We start from the raw sequence: 20,468 nt of genomic DNA, 5'->3' as shown, positions 1-20,468 counted from the left end.
GCGTGCACGCTGCGTGTTCGCAAGCGTGGCGCGCCCGTGGGCTCCTGGACTGTCCGTCAACCCCCGCTTCCCCGGGGGTGCGAGAGGAGAACCCACCCCGGCACCGCCTCCTCACGCCGCGTCGGGCCCGTACACCTCGACGCTGTCCGAAACGCGGCGCACATGGATACAGTCGCCCGGACACTCCTTCGCGGACGCCACGACATCCGTGAGAAGCGGCAGCGGTACGGGCGTTGACGCCCCCGCGTCCTGCAGCAGCTCGTCGTCCGCGCCCTTCACGTATGCGAGCCCGTCGATGTCCAGCTCGAAGACCTCCGGCGCGTACTGGGCGCAGATCCCGTCACCGGTGCACAGGTCCTGATCGATCCACACCTCCAGCGGAACACTGCTGTCGGTACCGGATCCGGCCTCTTGCCGCACGGTCATGTCTCCTGCCGTTTCCTGCGTCGGGGCCCCGCCGACCGGCTTCACAGGAGCAAGTCGGGCCAGGCCTGACGGGTGTTGAACAGTTCGACCCTACAACCGGCCGCTTTCCGATGTTGATGGGTGGGTATCCCCCTGGCGTGAGGGAGAGCGCAAGGGTGAAGATCAGACACACTCCTACCGTCTTTGTGATCTAGGGGTTTCAATCAACACCCACCCAGGTAGGGTCTGGAAGCGTCCAGCTCCCCTTGGAGGAGGTGAGGACCGTGGCAGCCCACGACGACGACATCAACCGCGGCATCCGCCCGGGACGAGGGTCCGACGACCCCGCCGGGCAGGTTGCCTATCTCGAACAGGAAATCGCCGTCCTGCGGCGCAAGCTCGCCGACTCTCCGCGTCATACGAGGATTCTCGAAGAGCGGATCGTCGAGCTGCAGACCAACCTGGCCGGCGTGTCCGCTCAGAACGAGAGACTCGCGAACACCCTCCGCGAGGCCCGCGACCAGATCGTGGCCCTCAAGGAAGAAGTCGACCGGCTCGCACAGCCGCCGGCCGGCTTCGGAGTCTTCCTCACAGCGAACGAGGACGGCACCGCCGACATCTTCACCGGCGGCCGCAAACTCCGGGTGAACGTGAGCCCGAGCGTCGAGCTCGACGAGCTCACACGCGGCCAGGAAGTCATGCTCAACGAAGCGCTCAACGTGGTCGAGGCCATGGCGTTCGAGAGCGTCGGCGACATCGTCACCCTCAAGGAGATCCTCGAGGACGGCGAGCGCGCCCTTGTCACCGGCCACACCGACGAGGAACGAGTGGTACGGCTCGCCGAGCCGCTGCTCGACGTCGTCATCCGGCCCGGCGACGCCCTGCTCCTCGAACCCCGCTCCGGCTACGTCTACGAGGTCGTACCCAAGAGCGAGGTCGAAGAGCTCGTCCTCGAAGAGGTACCGGACATCGGCTACGAGCAGATCGGCGGCCTGGGCAACCAGATCGAGCTGATCCGCGACGCGGTCGAGCTGCCCTACCTGTACCCGGACCTCTACCGGGAGCACGAGCTGCGGCCGCCCAAGGGCGTGCTGCTCTACGGGCCCCCCGGATGCGGTAAGACCCTGATCGCGAAAGCGGTCGCCAACTCGCTCGCCAAGAAGGTCGCGGAAGTGACCGGACAGGGCCAGGGCAAGAGCTTCTTCCTGAACATCAAGGGCCCGGAGCTCCTCAACAAGTACGTCGGCGAGACCGAGCGGCAGATCCGCCTCGTCTTCCAGCGTGCCCGCGAGAAAGCCAGCGAGGGCACCCCCGTCATCGTCTTCTTCGACGAGATGGAGTCCCTCTTCCGCACCCGCGGCTCCGGCGTCAGCTCGGACGTGGAGAACACCATCGTCCCGCAGCTGCTCGCCGAGATCGACGGCGTGGAGGGTCTGCAGAACGTGGTCGTGATCGGCGCCTCGAACCGCGAGGACATGATCGACCCCGCCATCCTGCGGCCCGGACGACTCGACGTGAAGATCAAGATCGAGCGCCCGGACGCCGAAGCGGCCAAGGACATCTTCGGGAAGTACCTCACCCAGCGCCTGCCGCTGCACGCCGACGACCTCGGCGAGAACGGCAGCGACCGGGCGGCCACGGTCCACAACATGATCCAGACCGCCGTGGAGCACATGTACGCGGAATCCGAGGAGAACCGCTTCCTCGAAGTCACGTACGCCAATGGCGACAAGGAAGTCCTGTACTTCAAGGACTTCAACTCCGGCGCAATGATCGAGAACATCGTCGGCCGCGCCAAGAAGATGGCCATCAAGGCCTTCCTCGAACAGAAACAGAAGGGCCTCAGGGTCTCGCATCTCCTCCAGGCTTGCATCGACGAGTTCAAGGAGAACGAGGACCTGCCGAACACCACCAACCCGGACGACTGGGCCCGCATCTCCGGAAAGAAGGGCGAGCGGATCGTGTACATCCGCACTCTCGTCACCGGAAAGCAGGGCGCGGACACCGGACGCTCCATCGACACGGTGGCGAACACCGGTCAGTACCTGTAAAAGACAGGGTGGCTGCGGGTGCCCGGACCGGGTACCCGCAGCCCACTGTTTTTCCGGGCAACTATCACGTGGCCGTCCGCTCGACGTCGGAGCGAAGCAATGACGCAAATGATCTCCCCACCGGCGCGGAGGCGTTCTAGGCTCGTCCATACCGCCGAGTCGCGCCGTGCGGGTACGGGCACCGCACGCGCATCGGAGAACCAGCGGTACTTGAGCGCCGCCCCCGACCGAGGGCGCCGCCGGGCAAGGAGGGCCGCATGACCGTACGGCGAGTAATGGGCATCGAGACGGAGTACGGAATCTCCGTCCCCGGCCACCCCAATGCCAATGCCATGCTCACCTCGTCCCAGATCGTCAACGCGTACGCGGCGGCGATGCACCGGGCCCGCCGCGCCCGCTGGGACTTCGAGGAGGAGAACCCGCTGCGCGACGCCCGGGGCTTCGACCTCGCGCGCGAGTCCGCCGACTCCAGCCAGCTGACCGACGAGGACATCGGCCTGGCCAACGTGATCCTCACCAACGGAGCACGGCTCTACGTCGACCACGCCCACCCCGAGTACAGCTCCCCGGAGATCACCAACCCGCGCGACGCGGTCCTGTGGGACAAGGCCGGCGAGCGCATCATGGCCGAGGCCGCCGACCGCGCGGCCCAGCTGCCCGGCGCCCAGCCGATCCACCTGTACAAGAACAACACCGACAACAAGGGCGCCTCGTACGGCACGCACGAGAACTACCTGATGAAGCGGGAGACCCCCTTCTCGGACATCGTGCGGCATCTGACGCCGTTCTTCGTCTCCCGGCAGGTCGTCACCGGCGCCGGCCGCGTCGGCCTCGGCCAGGACGGACACGAGCACGGCTTCCAGCTCAGCCAGCGCGCGGACTACTTCGAGGTCGAGGTCGGCCTGGAGACCACCCTCAAGCGCCCCATCATCAACACCCGCGACGAGCCCCACTCGGACGCCGAGAAGTACCGCCGCCTGCACGTGATCATCGGCGACGCGAACCTCTCCGAGATCTCGACCTACCTCAAGCTCGGGACGACGGCGCTGGTCCTCTCCATGATCGAGGACGGCTTCATCGCCGTCGACCTGGCCGTGGACCAGCCGGTCCGCACCCTCCACCAGGTCTCGCACGACCCGTCCCTCCAGCACCTGATCACTCTGCGTAGCGGCCGCACGCTGACCGCGGTCCAGCTCCAGATGGAGTACTACGAGCTGGCCAGGAAGTACGTCGAGGAGCGCTTCGGCGCCGACGCGGACGACCAGACTAAGGACGTCCTGTCCCGCTGGGAGGACGTCCTCGGCCGCCTGGAGAGCGACCCCATGAGCCTGTCCGGCGAACTCGACTGGGTCGCCAAGCGCGAGCTGATGGAGGGCTACCGGCGCCGCGACGGCCTGGACTGGGACGCCGCGCGGCTGCACCTGGTCGACCTCCAGTACGCCGACGTACGGGCCGAGAAGGGCCTCTACAACCGTCTGGCGGCCCGCGGCAAGATGAAGCGGCTGCTGACCGAGGACGAGGTCGAGCGGGCCCGTACGGCGCCGCCCGAGGACACCCGCGCGTACTTCCGCGGCCGCTGCCTGGAGCAGTACGCGGACGACGTCGCCGCCGCCTCCTGGGACTCGGTCATCTTCGACCTGCCCGGCCACGACTCCCTGCAACGCGTCCCCACGCTGGAGCCCCTGCGCGGCACGCGCAACCACGTCAAGGAGCTGCTCGACCGGTGCCGGACGGCCGAAGATCTGGTCCGCGTGCTCTCCGGCAGCTGATCCGCGGCTGAAAAGCCTCCGGCGGGGGAATCACAGAGGTGGGCTCCGCACGTTGCACCAACTGCGGGGCCGATGTCGGAGCCGACTTGTAGGGTTCTGATCACGAACGGCCTGTACGAATACGTACGACGTGTATGTCGAACCGAGCGGGGTGAGCTGGATATGGCGACCAAGGACACCGGCGGCGGACAGCAGAAGGCGACGCGCTCCACCGAGGAGGTCGAGGAGCAGGCGCAGGACGCCCAGGCGACCGAAGACCTCAAGGAGCGCCAGGAAAAACTGAGCGACGACGTCGACTCGGTCCTGGACGAAATCGACGACGTCTTGGAAGAGAACGCCGAGGATTTCGTGAGGTCCTTCGTTCAAAAGGGTGGCGAATAGACCCCCGATTCCTTCGAATCGAAGGTCGTCTCCTCATGAATGAATCGGGGGGTCGACGCTGCTCGCGATGTAATCAGTCACTGTCGCGAGCGGCGTTCGCCGGCAACAAGTCCATGCCCGACGGTCTCCAGGCGTACTGCCGCGCATGCTCGGCCGAGTACTACCGCCAGCGCCAGGAGGCCAAGGGCAAGAAGGTGCGGGCCAAGGTCCGGGTGCCCGCGGGCCACAAGCGCTGCCCGCAGTGCGAGATCGTCAAGCCGCACTCCGCGTGGGAACGCAACAACTCCTCCTCGGACGGCTGGGCAAGTTACTGCCGGGCCTGCCGGGCGGAGCGGAACCGGATCAGCTACTTCAAGCGCAAGTACGGCCTCCGGCCGGACGAGTTGGAAGCCTTGCGCCAGGAGCAGAGAGGCGTGTGCTGTATTTGTCTGTCTGCTCCGGCCGAACATGTGGATCACTGCCACGAGACGGGTAGGGTCCGTGGCGTACTGTGCTTCAGCTGCAACGCAGCCCTGGGGCAGTTCAAGGACCGGCCCGACACGATAAGGCGGGCCGCCGCATACCTGGAAGGAAACGCGTGGAAGCCAACCCTCGTAGCACCGGGCGTCTACCGGCTGCCTTCCTGACGCCCGGGTCGTCGTCCTTCATGGACTTCCTGGCCGAGCACCAGCCGGAAATTCTGCCGGGGAACCGGCAGTTGCCGCCGACGCAGGGCGTCATCGAGGCCCCGCACGGCACGACCATCGTCTCCGTGACGTTCCCCGGCGGCGTGGTGCTCGCCGGCGACCGCCGGGCCACGATGGGGAACGTGATCGCGCAGCGCGACATCGAGAAGGTCTTCCCGGCGGACGAGTACTCGGCCGTCGGCATCGCCGGCACCGCCGGTCTGGCCGTCGAGATGGTGAAGCTCTTCCAGTTGGAGCTGGAGCACTTCGAGAAGGTCGAGGGTGCTCAGCTGTCGCTGGAGGGCAAGGCGAACCGGCTGTCCACGATGATCCGCTCGAACCTCGGCATGGCGATGCAGGGGCTGGCCGTGGTGCCGCTCTTCGCCGGGTACGACGTCGACCGGGAGAAGGGGCGCATCTTCTCGTACGACGTCACCGGCGGGCGCAGCGAGGAGCACGGGTACGCCGCGACCGGTTCGGGTTCGGTCTTCGCGCGCGGGGCGATGAAGAAGCTCTACCGCGAGGATCTGACGGAGGAGCAGGCGACGACGCTGGTCGTGCAGGCGCTGTACGACGCGGCGGACGACGACTCGGCGACCGGTGGTCCGGACATGGCGCGGCGGATCTTCCCGATCGTCACGGTCATCTCGCAGGACGGGTTCCGTCGGCTGACGGACGGGGAGTCGTCGGAGATCGCCCGGGCGATCCTGGAGCGGCGGCTCGAGCAGCCGGACGGCCCGCGCGCTGCGCTGCTGTGAGTGGTCTGTTCGCCCTTCTTTCCTCACTGACGCGTTACTGACAGAAAGGGACGGATAGCCGGTGTCGACGCCGTTCTATGTCTCACCCCAGCAGGCGATGGCCGATCGCGCGGAGTATGCGCGCAAGGGCATCGCCCGCGGCCGCAGCCTGGTCGTGCTGCAGTACGCCGACGGCATCGTGTTCGTCGGTGAGAACCCGTCCCGGGCCCTGCACAAGTTCAGCGAGATCTACGACCGGATCGGCTTCGCGGCCGCCGGCAAGTACAACGAGTACGAGAACCTGCGGATCGGGGGTGTCCGGTACGCGGATCTGCGGGGGTACACGTATGACCGCGACGATGTGACGGCCCGTGGTCTGGCGAATGTGTACGCGCAGACGCTGGGCACCATCTTCTCCAGCGCGGCCGAGAAGCCGTACGAGGTGGAGCTGGTCGTCGCGGAGGTCGGTGAGACGTCCGAGGGCGATCAGATCTACCGGTTGCCGCATGACGGGTCGATCGTGGACGAGCACGGCTCGGTGGCGGTGGGCGGCAACGCGGAGCAGATCAGTGGTTATCTCGACCAGCGTCACCGGGACGGTATGACGTTGTCCGAGGCGCTGGAGCTGGCCGTGCAGGCGTTGTCGCGGGACACGAACGGCAGTGAGCGGGAGATTCCGGCGGAGCGGCTCGAGGTGGCGGTCCTGGACCGGACGCGGCCGCAGCAGCGCAAGTTCAAGCGGATCGCGGGGCGGCAGCTGTCGCGGCTGCTCACGGCCGAGGGGGCTGCCGCGACGTCGAAGGCGGCGTCGGACGCGGTGTCCGACGACGCCTCGGACGATACGTCGGAGGATTCCGCCGAGGAGTAGTAGGTCTTTGCAGGTGTGCGCGGGCCCCGGCCGGGTGGTGTACCGGCCGGGGCACTCGTGTGTCAGGAGCGGGTGCGGGGTGGGGGCGCCGTCGAGCCGCGGACGACCAGGTCGACGGGGAGGGGGGTCGTCTCGGGGGTGCGGCCGTCGAGGACGGCGAGGAGGGCGGCCATGCCGCGCTCGCCGAACTGTTCGGCCGGCAGGCGGACCGTGGTGAGTTCGGGTTCGACGGCGGTGGCCAGGGAGAGGTCGTCGAATCCGGTGACCGAGAAGTGTTCGGGGATGCGCAGCCCCATGCGGCGGGCGGCCTTGTAGGCGCCGGTGGCGAGCTTGTCGTCGTCGCAGACGAGGGCGGTGGGCCGGATCGGGCCGCAGGTGTGCAGGGCTCGCTCGGTGGCGGCGAGGGCGTCCTCGACGGTCAGGGCGGAGCGGACGGTGCGGAGTGTGGTGCCGGGGGTCTGGGCGACGCGGCGGGCAAGTTCGCGGGCGCGGACGTCGAAGGTCCAGGACCGTACGGCGGAGGCGAGGTGCAGGAAGTGGCGGTGGCCGAAGGTGAGCAGGTGGTCGGTGATCTGCCGGATGCCGTCGGCGAGGTCGAGGTTGACGGTGGTGGCGCCGGGACTGTCGGTGGGGTCGCTGTCGAGCATGACGAGGGGCAGTTCGTCGCCGCGCAGGGCCGTGACGGCGTCGGCGGCCATGGAGGAGGCGAGGATGCCGTCGAGGGCGGCGGGGGCGGAGGGGAAGGGGTCGCGGGCGCGGCCGATGCCGTCGGGGGAGGGGTAGAGGACGACGCCGAAGTCGTGGGCGGCGGCGACGCGGGCGGCGCCGGTGTAGACGCCGGCGAAGAACTCGTTGGTGAGGGCGGGGACGACGAGCAGGGCGGTGCGGGTGCGGCCGAGGCGGAGGTTGCGGGCCGCGAGGTTGGGGCGGTAGCCGAGTTCGCGTGCGGCCGCGCGGACGCGTTCGGCGGTGGCGGCGGCGACCCGGCCGCGCCATTTGTCGCCCAGGACGAGGGAGACGGCGGCCTGGGAGACGCCGGCGGCGCGGGCCACGTCCCGGCTGGTGGGGCGGGTGGCCGCTGTCCCGTCCGTACCGCTGCTCACTGCTGCCTCCGTCTGGGGTCGTTCTGGAGGGCCGACGGTATCGGGTGGTCGCGGGGCCCGGGCACGTGGTACGTATAACGCCTCGACGTTATACGTAAAACTTCAGGAGGGGGGCGGCGCGATGGCCGCCGGGTACGCGGAGATCCTGCGGGCGCGCCATGCGCTGCGGCTGCTGACGGGCACGCTCGTCGGCAGGCTGCCGAACGCCACGGCGGCGATCGCCATCGTGCTGTTCATCCGTGCCGAGGGCGGCACGTACTCGCTCGCCGGCGCGCTCGCGGCGGTGTACGGGGTGGCCAACGCGGTCGGGCAGCCGGTGCTCGGCCGCCTCGTCGACCTGCGCGGCCAGCCGGCGGTGCAGTTGCCGGCCGCCGTCGCGTCGGCGCTGGCGATGACGCTGTTCGCGTGCGTCGGCACGGGCGCGCCGGGGTGGGCGTACACCGCCGTGGCGGTGGCCGGGCTCTGCACGCCCCCGCTGGAGGGCGGCCTGCGGGCGCTGTGGCCGAGCGTGTTGCCGCGCGAGGAGCAGGTGCACACGGCGTACGCGATGGACGCGATCGCGCAGGAGGTCATGTTCACCGTCGGGCCGCTGCTGGTGACCGTGTGCGTGTCGCTGTGGTCGGCGCAGGCCGCGCTGGTCGTCCTGAACGTCATCGGTGTGCTCGGCGCGCTCTCCGTCGTGCTGTCGCGGCCGTCGCGGGAGTGGCGGTCGGCGCCCCGCGAGGCGCACTGGCTGGGCGCCCTGCGCGCGCCGGGGCTGCTCGTCCTGCTCGCCGCCTTCTTGTTCGTCGGGCTCGCGCTCGGCTCGATCACGGTCGCCGGTGTCTCGTACGGTGACGAGCACGCCGGTGCCGGGGCGAACGTGGTCTACGGCTGGATGATGGCCGCGCTGGGGCTCGGCGCGCTGGTGGGCGGCAGCGTGTACGGGGCGCGGCGGTGGAGCGGTGCCCCCGAGGGGCGGCTGCGGTGGCTGGTGGCCCTTCTGGCGCTGTGTTACGTGCCGTTGACGCTGATGCCCGGGCCGGTGGGGATGGTGGGGCTGACGGCGGTGGCCGGGGTCTTCCTCGCGCCGTGCATCGCCTGCGCGTTCATCGTCGTGGACCGGCACGCGCCGCGGGGCACGGTGACGGAGGCGTTCTCCTGGCTCGTGACGACGTTCACGGTCGGGGCGAGCGTGGGTACGGCGGTCGCGGGGCCGGTCGTCGAATGGGGCGGCACGCGGTGGGGGTTCGCCGTGCCGGCGGCCGCGGGGGGCCTGGCGCTGCTCGTACTGCTGGCCACGGGGCGGGTTCTGACGGCCCCTCGCACGTCCGGGCAGGAGAGGGCCGCTGTGGAAAATGATCCAAACCGTGCTGTCGAACCCCGTTTCAGCTCGGGGGATCGGGCGTAATGTTCAGACATGGACCGCCGCATTTTCGGGCTGGAGAACGAGTACGGCGTCACATGCACGTTCAGGGGACAGCGGCGTCTGTCCCCTGACGAGGTGGCGCGGTACCTCTTCCGCCGTGTCGTGTCATGGGGCCGCAGCAGCAATGTCTTTCTGCGGAACGGTGCCCGCCTCTATCTTGACGTGGGTTCGCATCCGGAATACGCAACACCGGAGTGCGACAACGTGACCGAATTGGTCACCCACGACAAAGCGGGCGAGCGCATTCTGGAAGGCCTGCTCGTCGACGCCGAACGCCGCCTGCACGAGGAGGGAATCGCAGGCGACGTCTACCTCTTCAAGAACAACACCGACTCGGCGGGAAACTCCTACGGGTGCCACGAGAATTACCTGGTGGCACGGCACGGGGAGTTCTCGCGCCTCGCGGACATTCTCATTCCCTTCCTGGTCACGCGGCAGTTGCTGTGCGGCGCGGGCAAGGTGCTGCAGACTCCGCGCGGCGCCGTGTACTGCGTGAGCCAGCGCGCCGAGCACATCTGGGAGGGCGTCAGCTCCGCGACGACGCGCTCCCGGCCGATCATCAACACCCGCGACGAGCCGCACGCGGACGCCGAGCGCTACCGGCGCCTGCACGTCATCGTCGGTGACTCGAACATGTCCGAGACGACCATGCTCCTCAAGGTCGGCGCCACCGACCTGGTGCTGCGCATGATCGAGGCGGGCACGGTGATGCGCGACCTGACCCTGGAGAACCCGATCCGGGCGATCCGCGAGGTCAGCCACGACATCACGGGCCGGCGCAAGGTGCGCCTGGCCAGCGGCCGCGAGGCCTCCGCCCTGGAGGTGCAGCGCGAGTACTACGAGAAGGCCGTCGACTTCGTGGAGCGCCGGGGCATCCGCACCGGCACCGTCGACCAGGTCCTGGAGCTGTGGGGCCGCACGCTCGACGCGATCGAGGCGGAGGACCTCGACCGCATCGGCACCGAGATCGACTGGGTCATGAAGTACAAGCTCATCGAGCGCTACCGCGCCAAGCACAACATGACCATGTCGCATCCGCGGGTCGCGCAGATAGACCTCGCGTACCACGACATCCACCGCCGCCGGGGCCTCTACTACCTCCTGGAGAAGAAGGGCCAGGCCGCCCGGATCTGCAACGACCTGAAGATCTTCGAGGGCAAGTCGGTGCCGCCGCAGACCACGCGCGCGCGGCTGCGCGGCGACTTCATCCGCCGGGCCCAGGAACAGCGCCGTGACTTCACGGTCGACTGGGTCCATCTGAAGCTGAACGACCAGGCGCAGCGCACCGTGCTCTGCAAGGACCCGTTCCGCAGTGTGGACGACCGGGTGGAGAAGCTGATCGCCGGTATGTAGGCGTTCCGGGGTCTTCTCCGGTCCGGCCCGTCCCCGCCAGGGCCTCGTACGAATCATTCGTACGAGGCCCTTCGGCCGCCCTTGGAAAAGGCGGGGGAGGGCCTAGAGTGGCCGGACCGTACCCGAGCGACCTGAGGATCACTGTGCGACGCCGACTTGCAGCTCTACTGATCGTGCCGGCACTGGCGCTGACCGCGACGGCCTGCGGCAGCGACGACGGCAAGAAGGACGCGGCGGACAAGGCGGACTCCTCCGCGTCGCCGAAGGCGGCCGAGGTGCCCAAGCCGGTCGACACCGCGAACCCGATGCCGAAGGTGAGCGGTGCCCTCGGCAAGAAGGCGACGATCACGCTGCCCAAGGGCGACCCGAGCGGCAAGTTCGTCGTGCACACGCTCTCCGAGGGCAGCGGCGCCGAGGTGAAGAAGAACGACCTGGTGTCGATGAACTTCACCGGCAAGCTCTGGAAGGGCGGCAAGGACCTCGGCACGACCTACGGGGCGCAGGGCGGCGGCGACCAGATGGTCACGGCGGGCGGCCAGGGCCAGCTCCCGGCCTTCGCGCAGGCCGTGACCGGGCAGAAGGAGGGCAGCCGGGTACTGGTTGTGGCGCCACCGGCGGCGGGCTTCGGCAGCCAGGGCAATCCGCAGGCCGGCATCTCCGCGACGGACACGCTGGTCTTCGCCGTCGACATCGGCAAGGTGATCCCGAAGAAGGCCGAGGGCACGCAGGGCGCGATCCCCTCGAACCTGCCGCAGATCAAGGCCGACGCGGAGGCGCCGGCCACGATCTCCGTGCCGAAGAACGACCCGCCGAAGCAGCTCGTCGACCAGGTCCTGATCAAGGGCAAGGGCGCCGAGGTCAAGAGCGGCCAGACGGTCGCGATGCAGTACAGCGGTGCCGCGTGGAAGCCGAACGCGGGCAAGGAGAAGGCGGAGCTGTTCGACTCGTCCTGGAAGACGGGCCAGCCCTTCTCGACCGTCATCGGCAAGGGCCAGGTCATCAAGGGCTGGGACACCGGGATCGTCGGCAAGCACGTCGGTGACCGGGTCCTTCTGGTGATCCCGGCCGACCAGGCGTACGGCAAGGAGGCCAAGGGCAAGACCCTCCCGGCCAACTCGACGCTGGTCTTCGTGGTCGACATCCTCGCCGCGCACTGACCGCCCCGGAAGTGGCAGACTGTCCCGGTTGCCCAATCGCCGACAAGCAGGAGCACTACACGTGAGCATCGACAAGCCCGAGATCGATTTCCCCGACGGCCCGGCCCCGACGGACCTGGAGATCGTGGACCTCTGGGAGGGCGACGGCCCCGAGGCGAAGGCGGGCGACACCGTCTCCGTGCACTACGTGGGCGTGGCGTTCTCCACCGGTGAGGAGTTCGACGCCTCCTGGAACCGCGGCAACCCGCTGCAGTTCCAGCTCGGTGGCGGCCAGGTCATCCAGGGCTGGGACACGGGTCTGCAGGGCATGAAGGTCGGCGGCCGTCGCCGGCTGACCATCCCCGCGCACCTCGCGTACGGCGAGCGCGGCGCCGGCGGCGGCCGCATCGCCCCCGGCGAGACGCTGATCTTCGTCTGTGACCTGATCTCCGTCTGAGTCCGACACCCCACGACCGCTTCCGGTCGGCGCAGGGCCCATGCCGGTCGGCATGGGCCCTGCGCCGTGCCCTGGCTTTTGCCGGTACACCCCGGAGCGGTACGGTCATCGGTCGGGAGCCACATGAGGAAAGGGCGTCGATGGCCATTGCCAAGGCCGAGCGGCTGATGAATCTGGCGCTGTGTCTGCTCGGGACGCGGCGGCCACTCAGCAAGCGCGAGCTGCGGGGGTCGATCGAGGCCTACCTGGAGGCGGGCAACGACGACTCCTTCAATCGCATGTTCGAGCGCGACAAGGACGATCTGCGCGAACTCGGCCTGGTCATCGAGACCGTGGAGAACCTGGACGGCGACGTCGGCTACCTGGCCCGCCGGGACAGCAACCGGCTGCCGCCCGTCACGTTCGACGGCGAGGAGGCCGCCGCCCTCGGGCTCGCCGCGAAGGTGTGGCAGCAGGCCCGCCTCGCCGGTGCGGCCAGCGGCGCCCTGCAGAAGCTGCGGGCCGCGGGGATGCCCGAGGACGTGGACCCGTACGAGAGCCACGGTGCGCTGGAACCGCGGATCCCGGTGCACGAGGCGGCCTTCGAGCCGCTGATGCTGGCCTGCCGCGACCGGCGTCCCGTCGTCTTCGACTACCGCAAGGCGACCGCCGCGCGCCCCGCGCCCCGCCATGTCGAGCCGTGGGCCCTGGAGTGCTGGCGCGGCCACTGGTACCTGGCGGGCTGGGACCGCGACCGGGAGGCGGAGCGGGTCTTCCGGCTCTCCCGGATCACCGGCAAGGTCCGCTCGCGCGCCGGCCAGTTCACGGCCGCCGTGCCGGATGTGGTGACCGTCCGCGAGACCGTCGCGGGCTGGGCGGGGGAGAGTGCCACCCGCTCCGCGCTGATCCGGCTGCGCACGGGCGCGGGCTACCCGCTGCGCGCCAAGGCCGTCTCCGTGCGGGAACGGGGCGACGGCTGGGACGAGTTGGAGGTTCCCTACGGGCACGGGCTCGACGCCTGGCTCGTGGAGTTCGGGCCCGACGTGGTCGTCCTTGGGCCCGCGGAGCTGCGGGCCGACGTCGTGGACCGGCTGCGCGCCGTGGCCAAGGGCTGAGGGGGAGAACAGACAGGTATGGCTTCCAACGCCATCGACCAGACCCGGCGGATGCTGTCCCTGGTGACGTATCTGCGCGAGCGCCCCGGCGCGCGCGTCGAGGACGTCGCCCGGGCCTTCGGCATCACCGAGGACGAACTCATCTCGGACCTGGACGTGCTGCCGCTGTGCGGGACGAGCTTCCGCGGCGGCGACCTCCTGGACATCGACACCGACGGCGACCGCATCTGGTGGCACAACCCGGACGACGTCGCCGAGCCGCTGCGGATCGCCGCCGACGAGGCGACGGCGCTGCTGGTCGCCGCGCGGGCGGTGGCCACCCTGCCGGGGCTGCGCGAGAGCGACCGCCTCGCCCTGCTGCGCGCGACCGCCAAGCTGGAGACCGCGGCCGGTGAGGTGGCGAGCGCGAGCGCGCGCCTGAACGTCACCTTCGAGTCCGAGGGCGGGGTCTTCGCCGACGTCGACCGCGCGATCTCCGAGCGGCGCCGGCTGTGGATCCGCTACTACTCACCCGCGCGCGACGAGGTCACCGAGCGGGAGATCGACCCGATCCGGCTGGTCAGCGTCGGCCACACCTATGTGGAGGCGTGGTGCCGCCGATCCGAGGCGCGGCGCACCTTCCGGCTCGACCGGGTCGCCGAGATCCGGGTCCTGGACGAGGCCGCGGCGCCGCCCGAGGTCGAGCTGCGTGACCTCTCCGAGGGGCTGGTGCAGCCGGCCGCCGAGGACCCCGAGGTCATCGTGGAGGTCGGGCCCGGCGGGCGCTGGGTCGCCGAGTACTACCCGCACGACAGCGCCGAGGAGCTGCCCGACGGCGGCCTGCGGATCACGCTGCGCACGCCCGATCCGTCCTCACTGCGCCGGCTCGCGCTGCGGCTCGGCCGGGACGGGCACATCGTGGCGCCGGCCGAGCTGGCGCTGAGCGCACGGGAGGCGGCGCGGCAGGCGCTGGCCGCGTACGACGGGGCCGCGTGAGGAAGCGGGGGGCACCGTCGCGGGACGGAGCGGCGTCGGTGGGCGCGAGGTTCGCAACGGATGGAAGGTGCGCAGTGGACAGGATGACCGGTGTGGCCGATGTCACGGATTCCACCGATATCGCCACGATGTCCGCGACGGTCGCCGCCGCGACGCCCGTCGTCTTCAAGGCCGCGTGCCCGGACTGCCGGGCCCGCAGCGAGCTCGCCGCCACCGCGCTGCGGCTGGCGATCGGCGCCAGCCGCCGCACCACCTTCTACTCGTTCACCTGCCCGGAGTGCGGGACCGCGGTGCGCAAGCCCGCCGGCGAGCGGATCGTCGAACTCCTCACCGGTGGCGGGGTGCGCACGCTGCGCCTCCACCAGACCGTCTAGGCTCGGCGCATGTTCTGGGCGATGCTGGCCGTGGCCGGGGGATTCGTGGGGCTTGCCGTGCTGGCGGTCTTCGCGGTCAAGGTGTTCGTCGAGGCGGAGCGCCTCGGGCGTCAAGTCGCCGACACCACCCGGCAGATCAACCGTGCGGCCGAGGAGCTGGAGCGGGCCGCGGTGAACGTGGCCAAGGCCGGCGGCGAGGCGCTCTGACCGCCCTCCGCGCCGTGCGGTGCGGAAGGGAAAGCGCTTTACCGTCGTGATCTGTCCGGCCCCCGGGCCGGACGGGTACGCTCCAGGGAGCGGCCTGATAGTGAGGCGTGGGCCGCAATGGGGAGTATGCACGGGGATTGCCCCGCGTTCACCCCCACGGGATACGATCGCTGCCAGCACGGTGGTCGGACAACAGTCCGAAGTCCGATCGGTACCGGCAGTCCCGCCCCCTGCCGCCTCAGTGAGAAGGTAAACGGATATGTTCGGAAAGCTCGGCGCACCCGAGATCATCCTGATCCTCGTCGTGATCATCCTGCTGTTCGGCGCGAAGAAGCTTCCGGACATGGCGCGCTCGCTCGGCAAGTCCGCCCGCATTCTCAAGAGCGAGGCCAAGGCGATGAAGAACGAGGGCAAGGACACCTCCGCCGCCCCCGCCGACCCGCCGCACCAGGACGGGCAGCCCGTGGCCCCGCGCACGATCCAGGCCTCTCCCGGCGACGTGACGAGCGCGCGTCCCGTGACCGAGCAGACCAACCAGGCGTCCAAGGGCTGATCAGGAGCCGATCCGGGGCCGCCCCCGCCATGGCGGCCTGTCGCACGAGATGAGGACGTGGGTTGCTCAAGCCTGCTCGCAAACAGGAGAGGGATCCCGAGGGGCGGATGCCCCTCGCGGAACACCTTCGCGAGCTGCGTAACCGGCTCGCGAAGGCGCTGCTGGCCATCGTCGCCGTCACGGTCGTCGCCGCCTTCTTCTACAACGACATCATCAACCTGATCACCCGGCCGATCCTCGACTCGATCGGCTGCGCGCACGACTTCTCCGAGCTGGCCCGGGTGAGGGACGCGCACTGCGCGCAGATCACCGTCAACGGACTGCTCACCCCCTTCACGCTGGCCCTGAAGGTGTCGCTGATGGCCGGTGTGGTGCTGGCCTCGCCGGTCTGGCTGTACCAGCTGTGGGGCTTCGTCGCGCCCGGGCTGCACAAGCACGAGAAGAAGTACGCCTACGGGTTCGTGGGGACGGGCGTGCCGCTCTTCCTGTGCGGCGCCTACTTCGCCTACTCGGTGCTGCCCACCACGGCCAAGGTCCTCATCGGCTTCACGCCGTCGAACACCTCCAACCTGCTGCCCCTGGACGACCTGCTCGACCTCGTCCTGCGCATGGTGCTGGTCTTCGGCCTCTCCTTCGAGCTGCCCCTGCTGCTGGTCTTCCTCAACCTCATCGGGGCGATCACCGGCAAGCGGATGCTCGGCTGGTGGCGCGGCATGATCATGGCGATCACGGTCTTCGCCGCCGTCGCCACGCCCAGCACCGACCCGTTGACCATGCTGGCCCTCGCCGCGCCGATCTGGATCCTCTACTTCGGCGCCACGGCCTTCTCCCTGCTCAACGACGCCCGCAAGCGGCGCCGTGCCGCGCTCGGCCCCGCCGACGACGAGGCCTCCGAACTCGACCTGACGCCCGAGCGGCTCGACGAGGTCGAGCCGGTCTCCGCCAGCCGCGGACTGCCCGAGCAGTCCACCGGCGAGCAGGACCGGATCAACGGTTACGACGATGTGACCTGAGGCAACCCCCGCCCGTGGCCGGACAGTTGTTAGGGTCCGGCCCGTGACCAGCGAGATCACCCTCTTCGTCAATCCCACCGCGGGACGCGGCCGGGGCGCGGGCGCCGCGCAGCCGGCCGCTTCCGCGTTGCGGGCGGCCGGCTTCTCCGTGCGGACCGTGATCGGGGAGGACGCCGCCGACGCCCTGGTACGCGCGCGTGCCGCGGTCGACGCGGGCACCGGCGCCCTGGTGGCCGTCGGCGGGGACGGACTGGTGAACCTCGCCCTCCAGGCCGTCGCCGGCACCCACACCCCGCTCGGGGTCGTCGCGGTCGGCACGGGCAACGACTTCGCGCGCTCCCTGGGGCTGCCGGTGCGGGAGCCGGCCGCGGCGGGCGCCCTCGTCGCCCGTGCCCTCAAGGGCGGGCTGCTCCGCGCCATCGACCTGGGGCGGATCGGCGACCACTGGTTCGCCACCGTGCTCGCCTCCGGCTTCGACTCCCGGGTCAACGACCGCGGCAACCGGATGCGGCTGCCGCTCGGCCGGTTCAAGTACGACCTGGCGATCGTGGCGGAGCTGGCCGCGTTCGAGCCCGTACCCTTCCGCCTGACGCTCGACGACGGCTCCGTGCGCGAGATCGCCGCGACCCTCGTCGCCGTCGGCAACGGCACGTCGTACGGGGGCGGCATGCGGATCTGCGCCGACGCCGACATGAGCGACGGACTCTTCGACGTCACCGTGGTCGGGGAGTGCTCGCGCAGGACCCTGCTGCGGGTCTTCCCACGCGTCTACAAGGGCACCCACCTCACCCATCCCGTGGTGAGCACCTACCGGGCGGCGCGGGTCGAGCTGGCCACCGAGGGAGCCGGGGGCGTCACGGGATACGCGGACGGCGAACCCGTCGGGGCGCTGCCGCTGGTCGCCCGGTGCGTGCCGGGGGCGGTGCGCGTCCTCACCGGATAAAGATCGTCCGTTGTCAGCGGGGGCCGGTAGGCTCGAAAGCACGATGACAGAGGACCTCTCACCGGCCGAGCGGTATGCGGCAGCCCGTCGACGGGCCGCAGAGCAGGCCACCGCGCTCGCGTCCTTCCGCGAGATGTACGACTTCGGCCTCGACCCCTTCCAGATCGAGGCGTGCCAGGCGCTCGAGGCGGGCAAGGGCGTCCTGGTCGCCGCGCCCACGGGTTCGGGCAAGACGATCGTCGGCGAGTTCGCCGTGCACCTCGCCCTCCAGCAGGGCAAGAAGTGCTTCTACACGACGCCGATCAAGGCGTTGTCCAACCAGAAGTACCAGGACCTCGCCAAGCGCTACGGCGCCGACAAGGTCGGCCTGCTGACCGGCGACAACAGCGTGAACAGCGACGCACCCGTGGTCGTGATGACCACCGAGGTGCTGCGCAACATGCTGTATGCGGGCTCGCAGGCGCTGCGCAACCTCGGTTACGTGGTCATGGACGAGGTCCACTACCTCTCCGACCGCTTCCGGGGCGCCGTCTGGGAAGAGGTGATCATCCACCTCCAGGAGTCCGTGACCCTGGTCTCCCTGTCGGCCACGGTGTCGAACGCGGAGGAGTTCGGCGACTGGCTCGACACCGTGCGCGGCTCCACCGAGGTGATCGTCTCCGAGCACCGGCCGGTACCGCTCTTCCAGCACGTGCTCGCCGGGCGCCGGATGTACGACCTCTTCGAGGAGGGCGAGGGCAGCAAGAAGGCGGTCAATCCCGACCTGACGCGGATGGCGCGCATGGAGGCGAGCCGGCCCTCGTACCAGGACCGGCGGCGCGGGCGCGCCATGCGCGAGGCCGACCGGGAGCGGGAGCGCCGCCAGCGCTCCCGGATCTGGACGCCGGGCCGCCCCGAGGTCATCGACCGGCTCGACGCGGCGGGGCTGCTGCCCGCCATCACCTTCATCTTCAGCCGCGCCGCGTGCGAGGCCGCGGTCCAGCAGTGCCTCTTCGCGGGGCTGCGGCTGAACAGCGAGGACGCGCGCGCCGAGGTCCGCGAGATCGTCGAGGCGCGCACCGCCTCCATCCCGGACGAGGACCTGCACGTCCTCGGGTACTACGAGTGGCTCGAAGGCCTGGAGCGCGGGATCGCCTGCCACCACGCGGGCATGCTGCCGACCTTCAAGGAGGTCGTGGAGGAGCTGTTCGTCCGCGGCCTCGTCAAGGCCGTCTTCGCCACCGAGACGCTGGCGCTCGGCATCAACATGCCCGCCCGGTCGGTCGTGCTGGAGAAGCTCGTCAAGTGGAACGGGGAGCAGCACGCCGACATCACCCCGGGTGAGTACACGCAGCTGACGGGGCGCGCCGGCCGCCGGGGCATCGACGTCGAGGGCCACGCCGTCGTGCTGTGGCAGCGCGGCTTCAGCCCGGAGCACCTCGCCGGGCTCGCGGGCACCCGCACCTATCCGCTCCGGTCGAGCTTCAAGCCCTCGTACAACATGGCGGTGAACCTGGTCGGGCAGTTCGGCCGGCACCGCTCGCGCGAACTCCTGGAGACCTCGTTCGCGCAGTTCCAGGCGGACAAGTCGGTGGTCGGCATCTCCCGGCAGGTCCAGAAGAACGAGGAGGGGCTCGAGGGCTACAAGGAGTCCATGACCTGCCACCTCGGGGACTTCGACGAGTACGCGCGGCTGCGCCGCGAGCTCAAGGACCGTGAGACGGACCTGGCCAAGCAGGGCGCGGCGCAGCGGCGGGTCCAGGCGGCGGCGGCGCTGGAGAAGCTCAAGCCCGGTGACGTCATCCACGTACCGACGGGCAAGTTCGCGGGGCTCGCGCTCGTGCTCGACCCCGGACTCCCGGCCGGGCGGACCAACGGGCACCGCGGGTTCGAGCACCACGACGGCCCGCGCCCGCTGGTGCTGACCGCGGAGCGGCAGGTCAAGCGGCTCGGCTCGATCGACTTCCCGGTGCCCGTGGAGGTGCTGGAGCGGATGCGCATCCCGAAGTCGTTCAACTCCCGCTCGCCGCAGTCGCGCCGTGATCTCGCCTCGGCGCTGCGCACCAAGGCCGGGCACATCGTGCCCGACCGGCACAGGAAGGGACGGGCACCGGCCGCCGACGACCGGGAGATCGCCCGGCTGCGCGCCGAGTTGCGGGCCCACCCCTGCCACGGCTGCTCCGACCGGGAGGACCACGCCCGCTGGGCCGAGCGCTACCACCGGCTGCACCGCGACACCGCGCAGCTGGAGCGCCGCATCGAGGGCCGCACCAACACGATCGCGCGCACCTTCGACCGCATCGTCAAGCTGCTGACCGAGATGGACTATCTGCGCGGCGACGAGGTCACCGAGCACGGCAAGCGGCTCGCGCGGCTCTACGGCGAGCTGGACCTGCTGGCGAGCGAGTGCCTGCGCGACGGGGTGTGGGAGGGCCTGGACCCCGCCGAACTCGCCGCGTGCGTCTCGGCGCTGGTCTTCGAGGCGCGGGCCGCCGACGACGCGCTCGCGCCCAAGGTCCCGTCGGGCAAGGCGAAGGCCGCGCTCGGCGAGATGGTGCGGATCTGGGGCCGGCTCGATGCTCTGGAGGAGGATTTCCGGATCAACCAGGCGGAGGGGGTCGGCCAGCGCGAGCCCGATCTCGGCTTCGCCTGGGCCGCGTACCAGTGGGCCTCCGGCCGCGGCCTCGACGAGGTGCTGCGCGAGGCGGAGATGCCGGCCGGTGACTTCGTGCGATGGTGCAAGCAGGTCATCGACGTGCTGGGACAGATCGCGGCGGCGGCGCCCCGCGAGTCGACGGTGGCGCGCAACGCGCGCAAGGCCGTGGACGGGCTGCTGCGCGGCGTCGTGGCGTACTCCTCGGTGGGGTAGCCCGCAGGGGGCGGCGCCCCCGGTACATGGCAGGGATGGAGAAGGGCCCGGGACGGGATGTCCCGGGCCCTTCTGCCGTGTGACGCACGGGAGTTCGGGCGCGTGGACGCCCTTACTCCATGTGTGCG

General features: G+C 70.1%; 20 protein-coding genes. 18 read left to right on the top strand and 2 right to left on the bottom strand.

Annotation, left to right across the window (positions count from 1 at the left end; genetic code table 11):
* Positions 1-111 precede the first annotated feature (111 nt).
* Positions 112-426 carry a ferredoxin gene (locus tag ABZY33_RS26880; protein ID WP_356494251.1) on the bottom strand — a complete coding sequence of 105 codons (315 nt, stop codon included), beginning with the start codon at positions 424-426 and terminating at the stop codon, positions 112-114.
* A gap of 263 nt (positions 427-689) precedes the next feature.
* On the opposite strand from ABZY33_RS26880, the gene arc reads away from it, so the two are divergent.
* From arc to prcA, 6 genes are all read left to right on the top strand, one after another.
* Positions 690-2,456 (top strand): proteasome ATPase, encoded by a 1,767-nt coding sequence (gene arc / locus ABZY33_RS26875; protein WP_356494250.1) that lies wholly within the window; start codon positions 690-692, stop codon positions 2,454-2,456.
* Between the two features lie 257 nt (positions 2,457-2,713).
* Positions 2,714-4,225 (top strand): depupylase/deamidase Dop, encoded by a 1,512-nt coding sequence (gene dop, locus ABZY33_RS26870; RefSeq protein WP_356494249.1) that lies wholly within the window; start codon positions 2,714-2,716, stop codon positions 4,223-4,225.
* Positions 4,226-4,387: 162 nt separating this feature from the next.
* Positions 4,388-4,606: a ubiquitin-like protein Pup gene (locus tag ABZY33_RS26865; protein WP_190193994.1), complete on the top strand. Its 219-nt coding sequence runs from the start codon at positions 4,388-4,390 to the stop codon at positions 4,604-4,606.
* Positions 4,607-4,641: 35 nt separating this feature from the next.
* Positions 4,642-5,232: an endonuclease VII domain-containing protein gene (locus ABZY33_RS26860; RefSeq protein ID WP_356494248.1), complete on the top strand. Its 591-nt coding sequence runs from the start codon at positions 4,642-4,644 to the stop codon at positions 5,230-5,232.
* On the top strand, positions 5,184-6,029 hold the full coding sequence (prcB, locus tag ABZY33_RS26855; protein ID WP_356494247.1) for a proteasome subunit beta: 846 nt from the start codon (positions 5,184-5,186) through the stop codon (positions 6,027-6,029). Before ABZY33_RS26860 ends, prcB begins: the two co-directional genes overlap by 49 nt.
* A gap of 61 nt (positions 6,030-6,090) precedes the next feature.
* Positions 6,091-6,876, top strand: a complete 786-nt coding sequence (gene prcA / locus ABZY33_RS26850; RefSeq protein WP_356494246.1) for a proteasome subunit alpha — start codon at positions 6,091-6,093, stop codon at positions 6,874-6,876.
* Positions 6,877-6,938: 62 nt separating this feature from the next.
* On the opposite strand, the gene ABZY33_RS26845 is transcribed toward prcA, so the two are convergent.
* The gene (locus ABZY33_RS26845) at positions 6,939-7,979 is read right to left on the bottom strand and encodes a LacI family DNA-binding transcriptional regulator (RefSeq protein ID WP_356494245.1); all 1,041 of its coding nucleotides are present in this window, start codon (positions 7,977-7,979) and stop codon (positions 6,939-6,941) included.
* A gap of 121 nt (positions 7,980-8,100) precedes the next feature.
* On the opposite strand from ABZY33_RS26845, the gene ABZY33_RS26840 reads away from it, so the two are divergent.
* From ABZY33_RS26840 to ABZY33_RS26785, 12 genes are all read left to right on the top strand, one after another.
* On the top strand, positions 8,101-9,369 hold the full coding sequence (locus tag ABZY33_RS26840) for an MFS transporter (protein ID WP_356494244.1): 1,269 nt from the start codon (positions 8,101-8,103) through the stop codon (positions 9,367-9,369).
* Positions 9,370-9,378: 9 nt separating this feature from the next.
* Positions 9,379-10,740 (top strand): Pup--protein ligase, encoded by a 1,362-nt coding sequence (pafA, locus tag ABZY33_RS26835; RefSeq protein ID WP_164558827.1) that lies wholly within the window; start codon positions 9,379-9,381, stop codon positions 10,738-10,740.
* A 143-nt stretch (positions 10,741-10,883) separates the two neighbouring features.
* A complete protein-coding gene (locus ABZY33_RS26830; protein ID WP_356494243.1) occupies positions 10,884-11,897 on the top strand; it encodes an FKBP-type peptidyl-prolyl cis-trans isomerase in 1,014 nt (337 codons plus the stop codon).
* Between the two features lie 61 nt (positions 11,898-11,958).
* Positions 11,959-12,333: an FKBP-type peptidyl-prolyl cis-trans isomerase gene (locus ABZY33_RS26825; protein WP_356494242.1), complete on the top strand. Its 375-nt coding sequence runs from the start codon at positions 11,959-11,961 to the stop codon at positions 12,331-12,333.
* A 140-nt stretch (positions 12,334-12,473) separates the two neighbouring features.
* The gene (locus ABZY33_RS26820; RefSeq protein ID WP_356494241.1) at positions 12,474-13,427 is read left to right on the top strand and encodes a WYL domain-containing protein; all 954 of its coding nucleotides are present in this window, start codon (positions 12,474-12,476) and stop codon (positions 13,425-13,427) included.
* A gap of 18 nt (positions 13,428-13,445) precedes the next feature.
* The gene (locus ABZY33_RS26815; protein WP_356494240.1) at positions 13,446-14,402 is read left to right on the top strand and encodes a WYL domain-containing protein; all 957 of its coding nucleotides are present in this window, start codon (positions 13,446-13,448) and stop codon (positions 14,400-14,402) included.
* 128 nt (positions 14,403-14,530) lie between these two features.
* Positions 14,531-14,776, top strand: a complete 246-nt coding sequence (locus ABZY33_RS26810) for a hypothetical protein (protein WP_356494257.1) — start codon at positions 14,531-14,533, stop codon at positions 14,774-14,776.
* 9 nt (positions 14,777-14,785) lie between these two features.
* Complete coding sequence (locus ABZY33_RS26805; RefSeq protein WP_356494239.1) at positions 14,786-14,983, top strand: hypothetical protein; 198 nt, start codon at positions 14,786-14,788, stop codon at positions 14,981-14,983.
* Positions 14,984-15,242: 259 nt separating this feature from the next.
* On the top strand, positions 15,243-15,536 hold the full coding sequence (tatA, locus tag ABZY33_RS26800) for a Sec-independent protein translocase subunit TatA (protein WP_356494238.1): 294 nt from the start codon (positions 15,243-15,245) through the stop codon (positions 15,534-15,536).
* 62 nt (positions 15,537-15,598) lie between these two features.
* Positions 15,599-16,549, top strand: coding sequence for a twin-arginine translocase subunit TatC (gene tatC, locus ABZY33_RS26795; protein WP_356494237.1), 951 nt, complete (start codon positions 15,599-15,601; stop codon positions 16,547-16,549).
* A gap of 43 nt (positions 16,550-16,592) precedes the next feature.
* Complete coding sequence (locus ABZY33_RS26790; protein ID WP_356494236.1) at positions 16,593-17,492, top strand: diacylglycerol kinase; 900 nt, start codon at positions 16,593-16,595, stop codon at positions 17,490-17,492.
* Positions 17,493-17,535: 43 nt separating this feature from the next.
* A complete protein-coding gene (locus ABZY33_RS26785; protein ID WP_356494235.1) occupies positions 17,536-20,340 on the top strand; it encodes a DEAD/DEAH box helicase in 2,805 nt (934 codons plus the stop codon).
* Positions 20,341-20,468 lie beyond the last annotated feature (128 nt).

Origin of the sequence: Streptomyces sp. NPDC006552 (genome assembly GCF_040611655.1) — a bacterium.
In the GTDB taxonomy this organism is placed as follows: domain Bacteria; phylum Actinomycetota; class Actinomycetes; order Streptomycetales; family Streptomycetaceae; genus Streptomyces.
The sequence above is the reverse complement of the archived record's forward strand: the minus strand, read 5'-3'. Positions and strand labels throughout refer to the sequence as shown.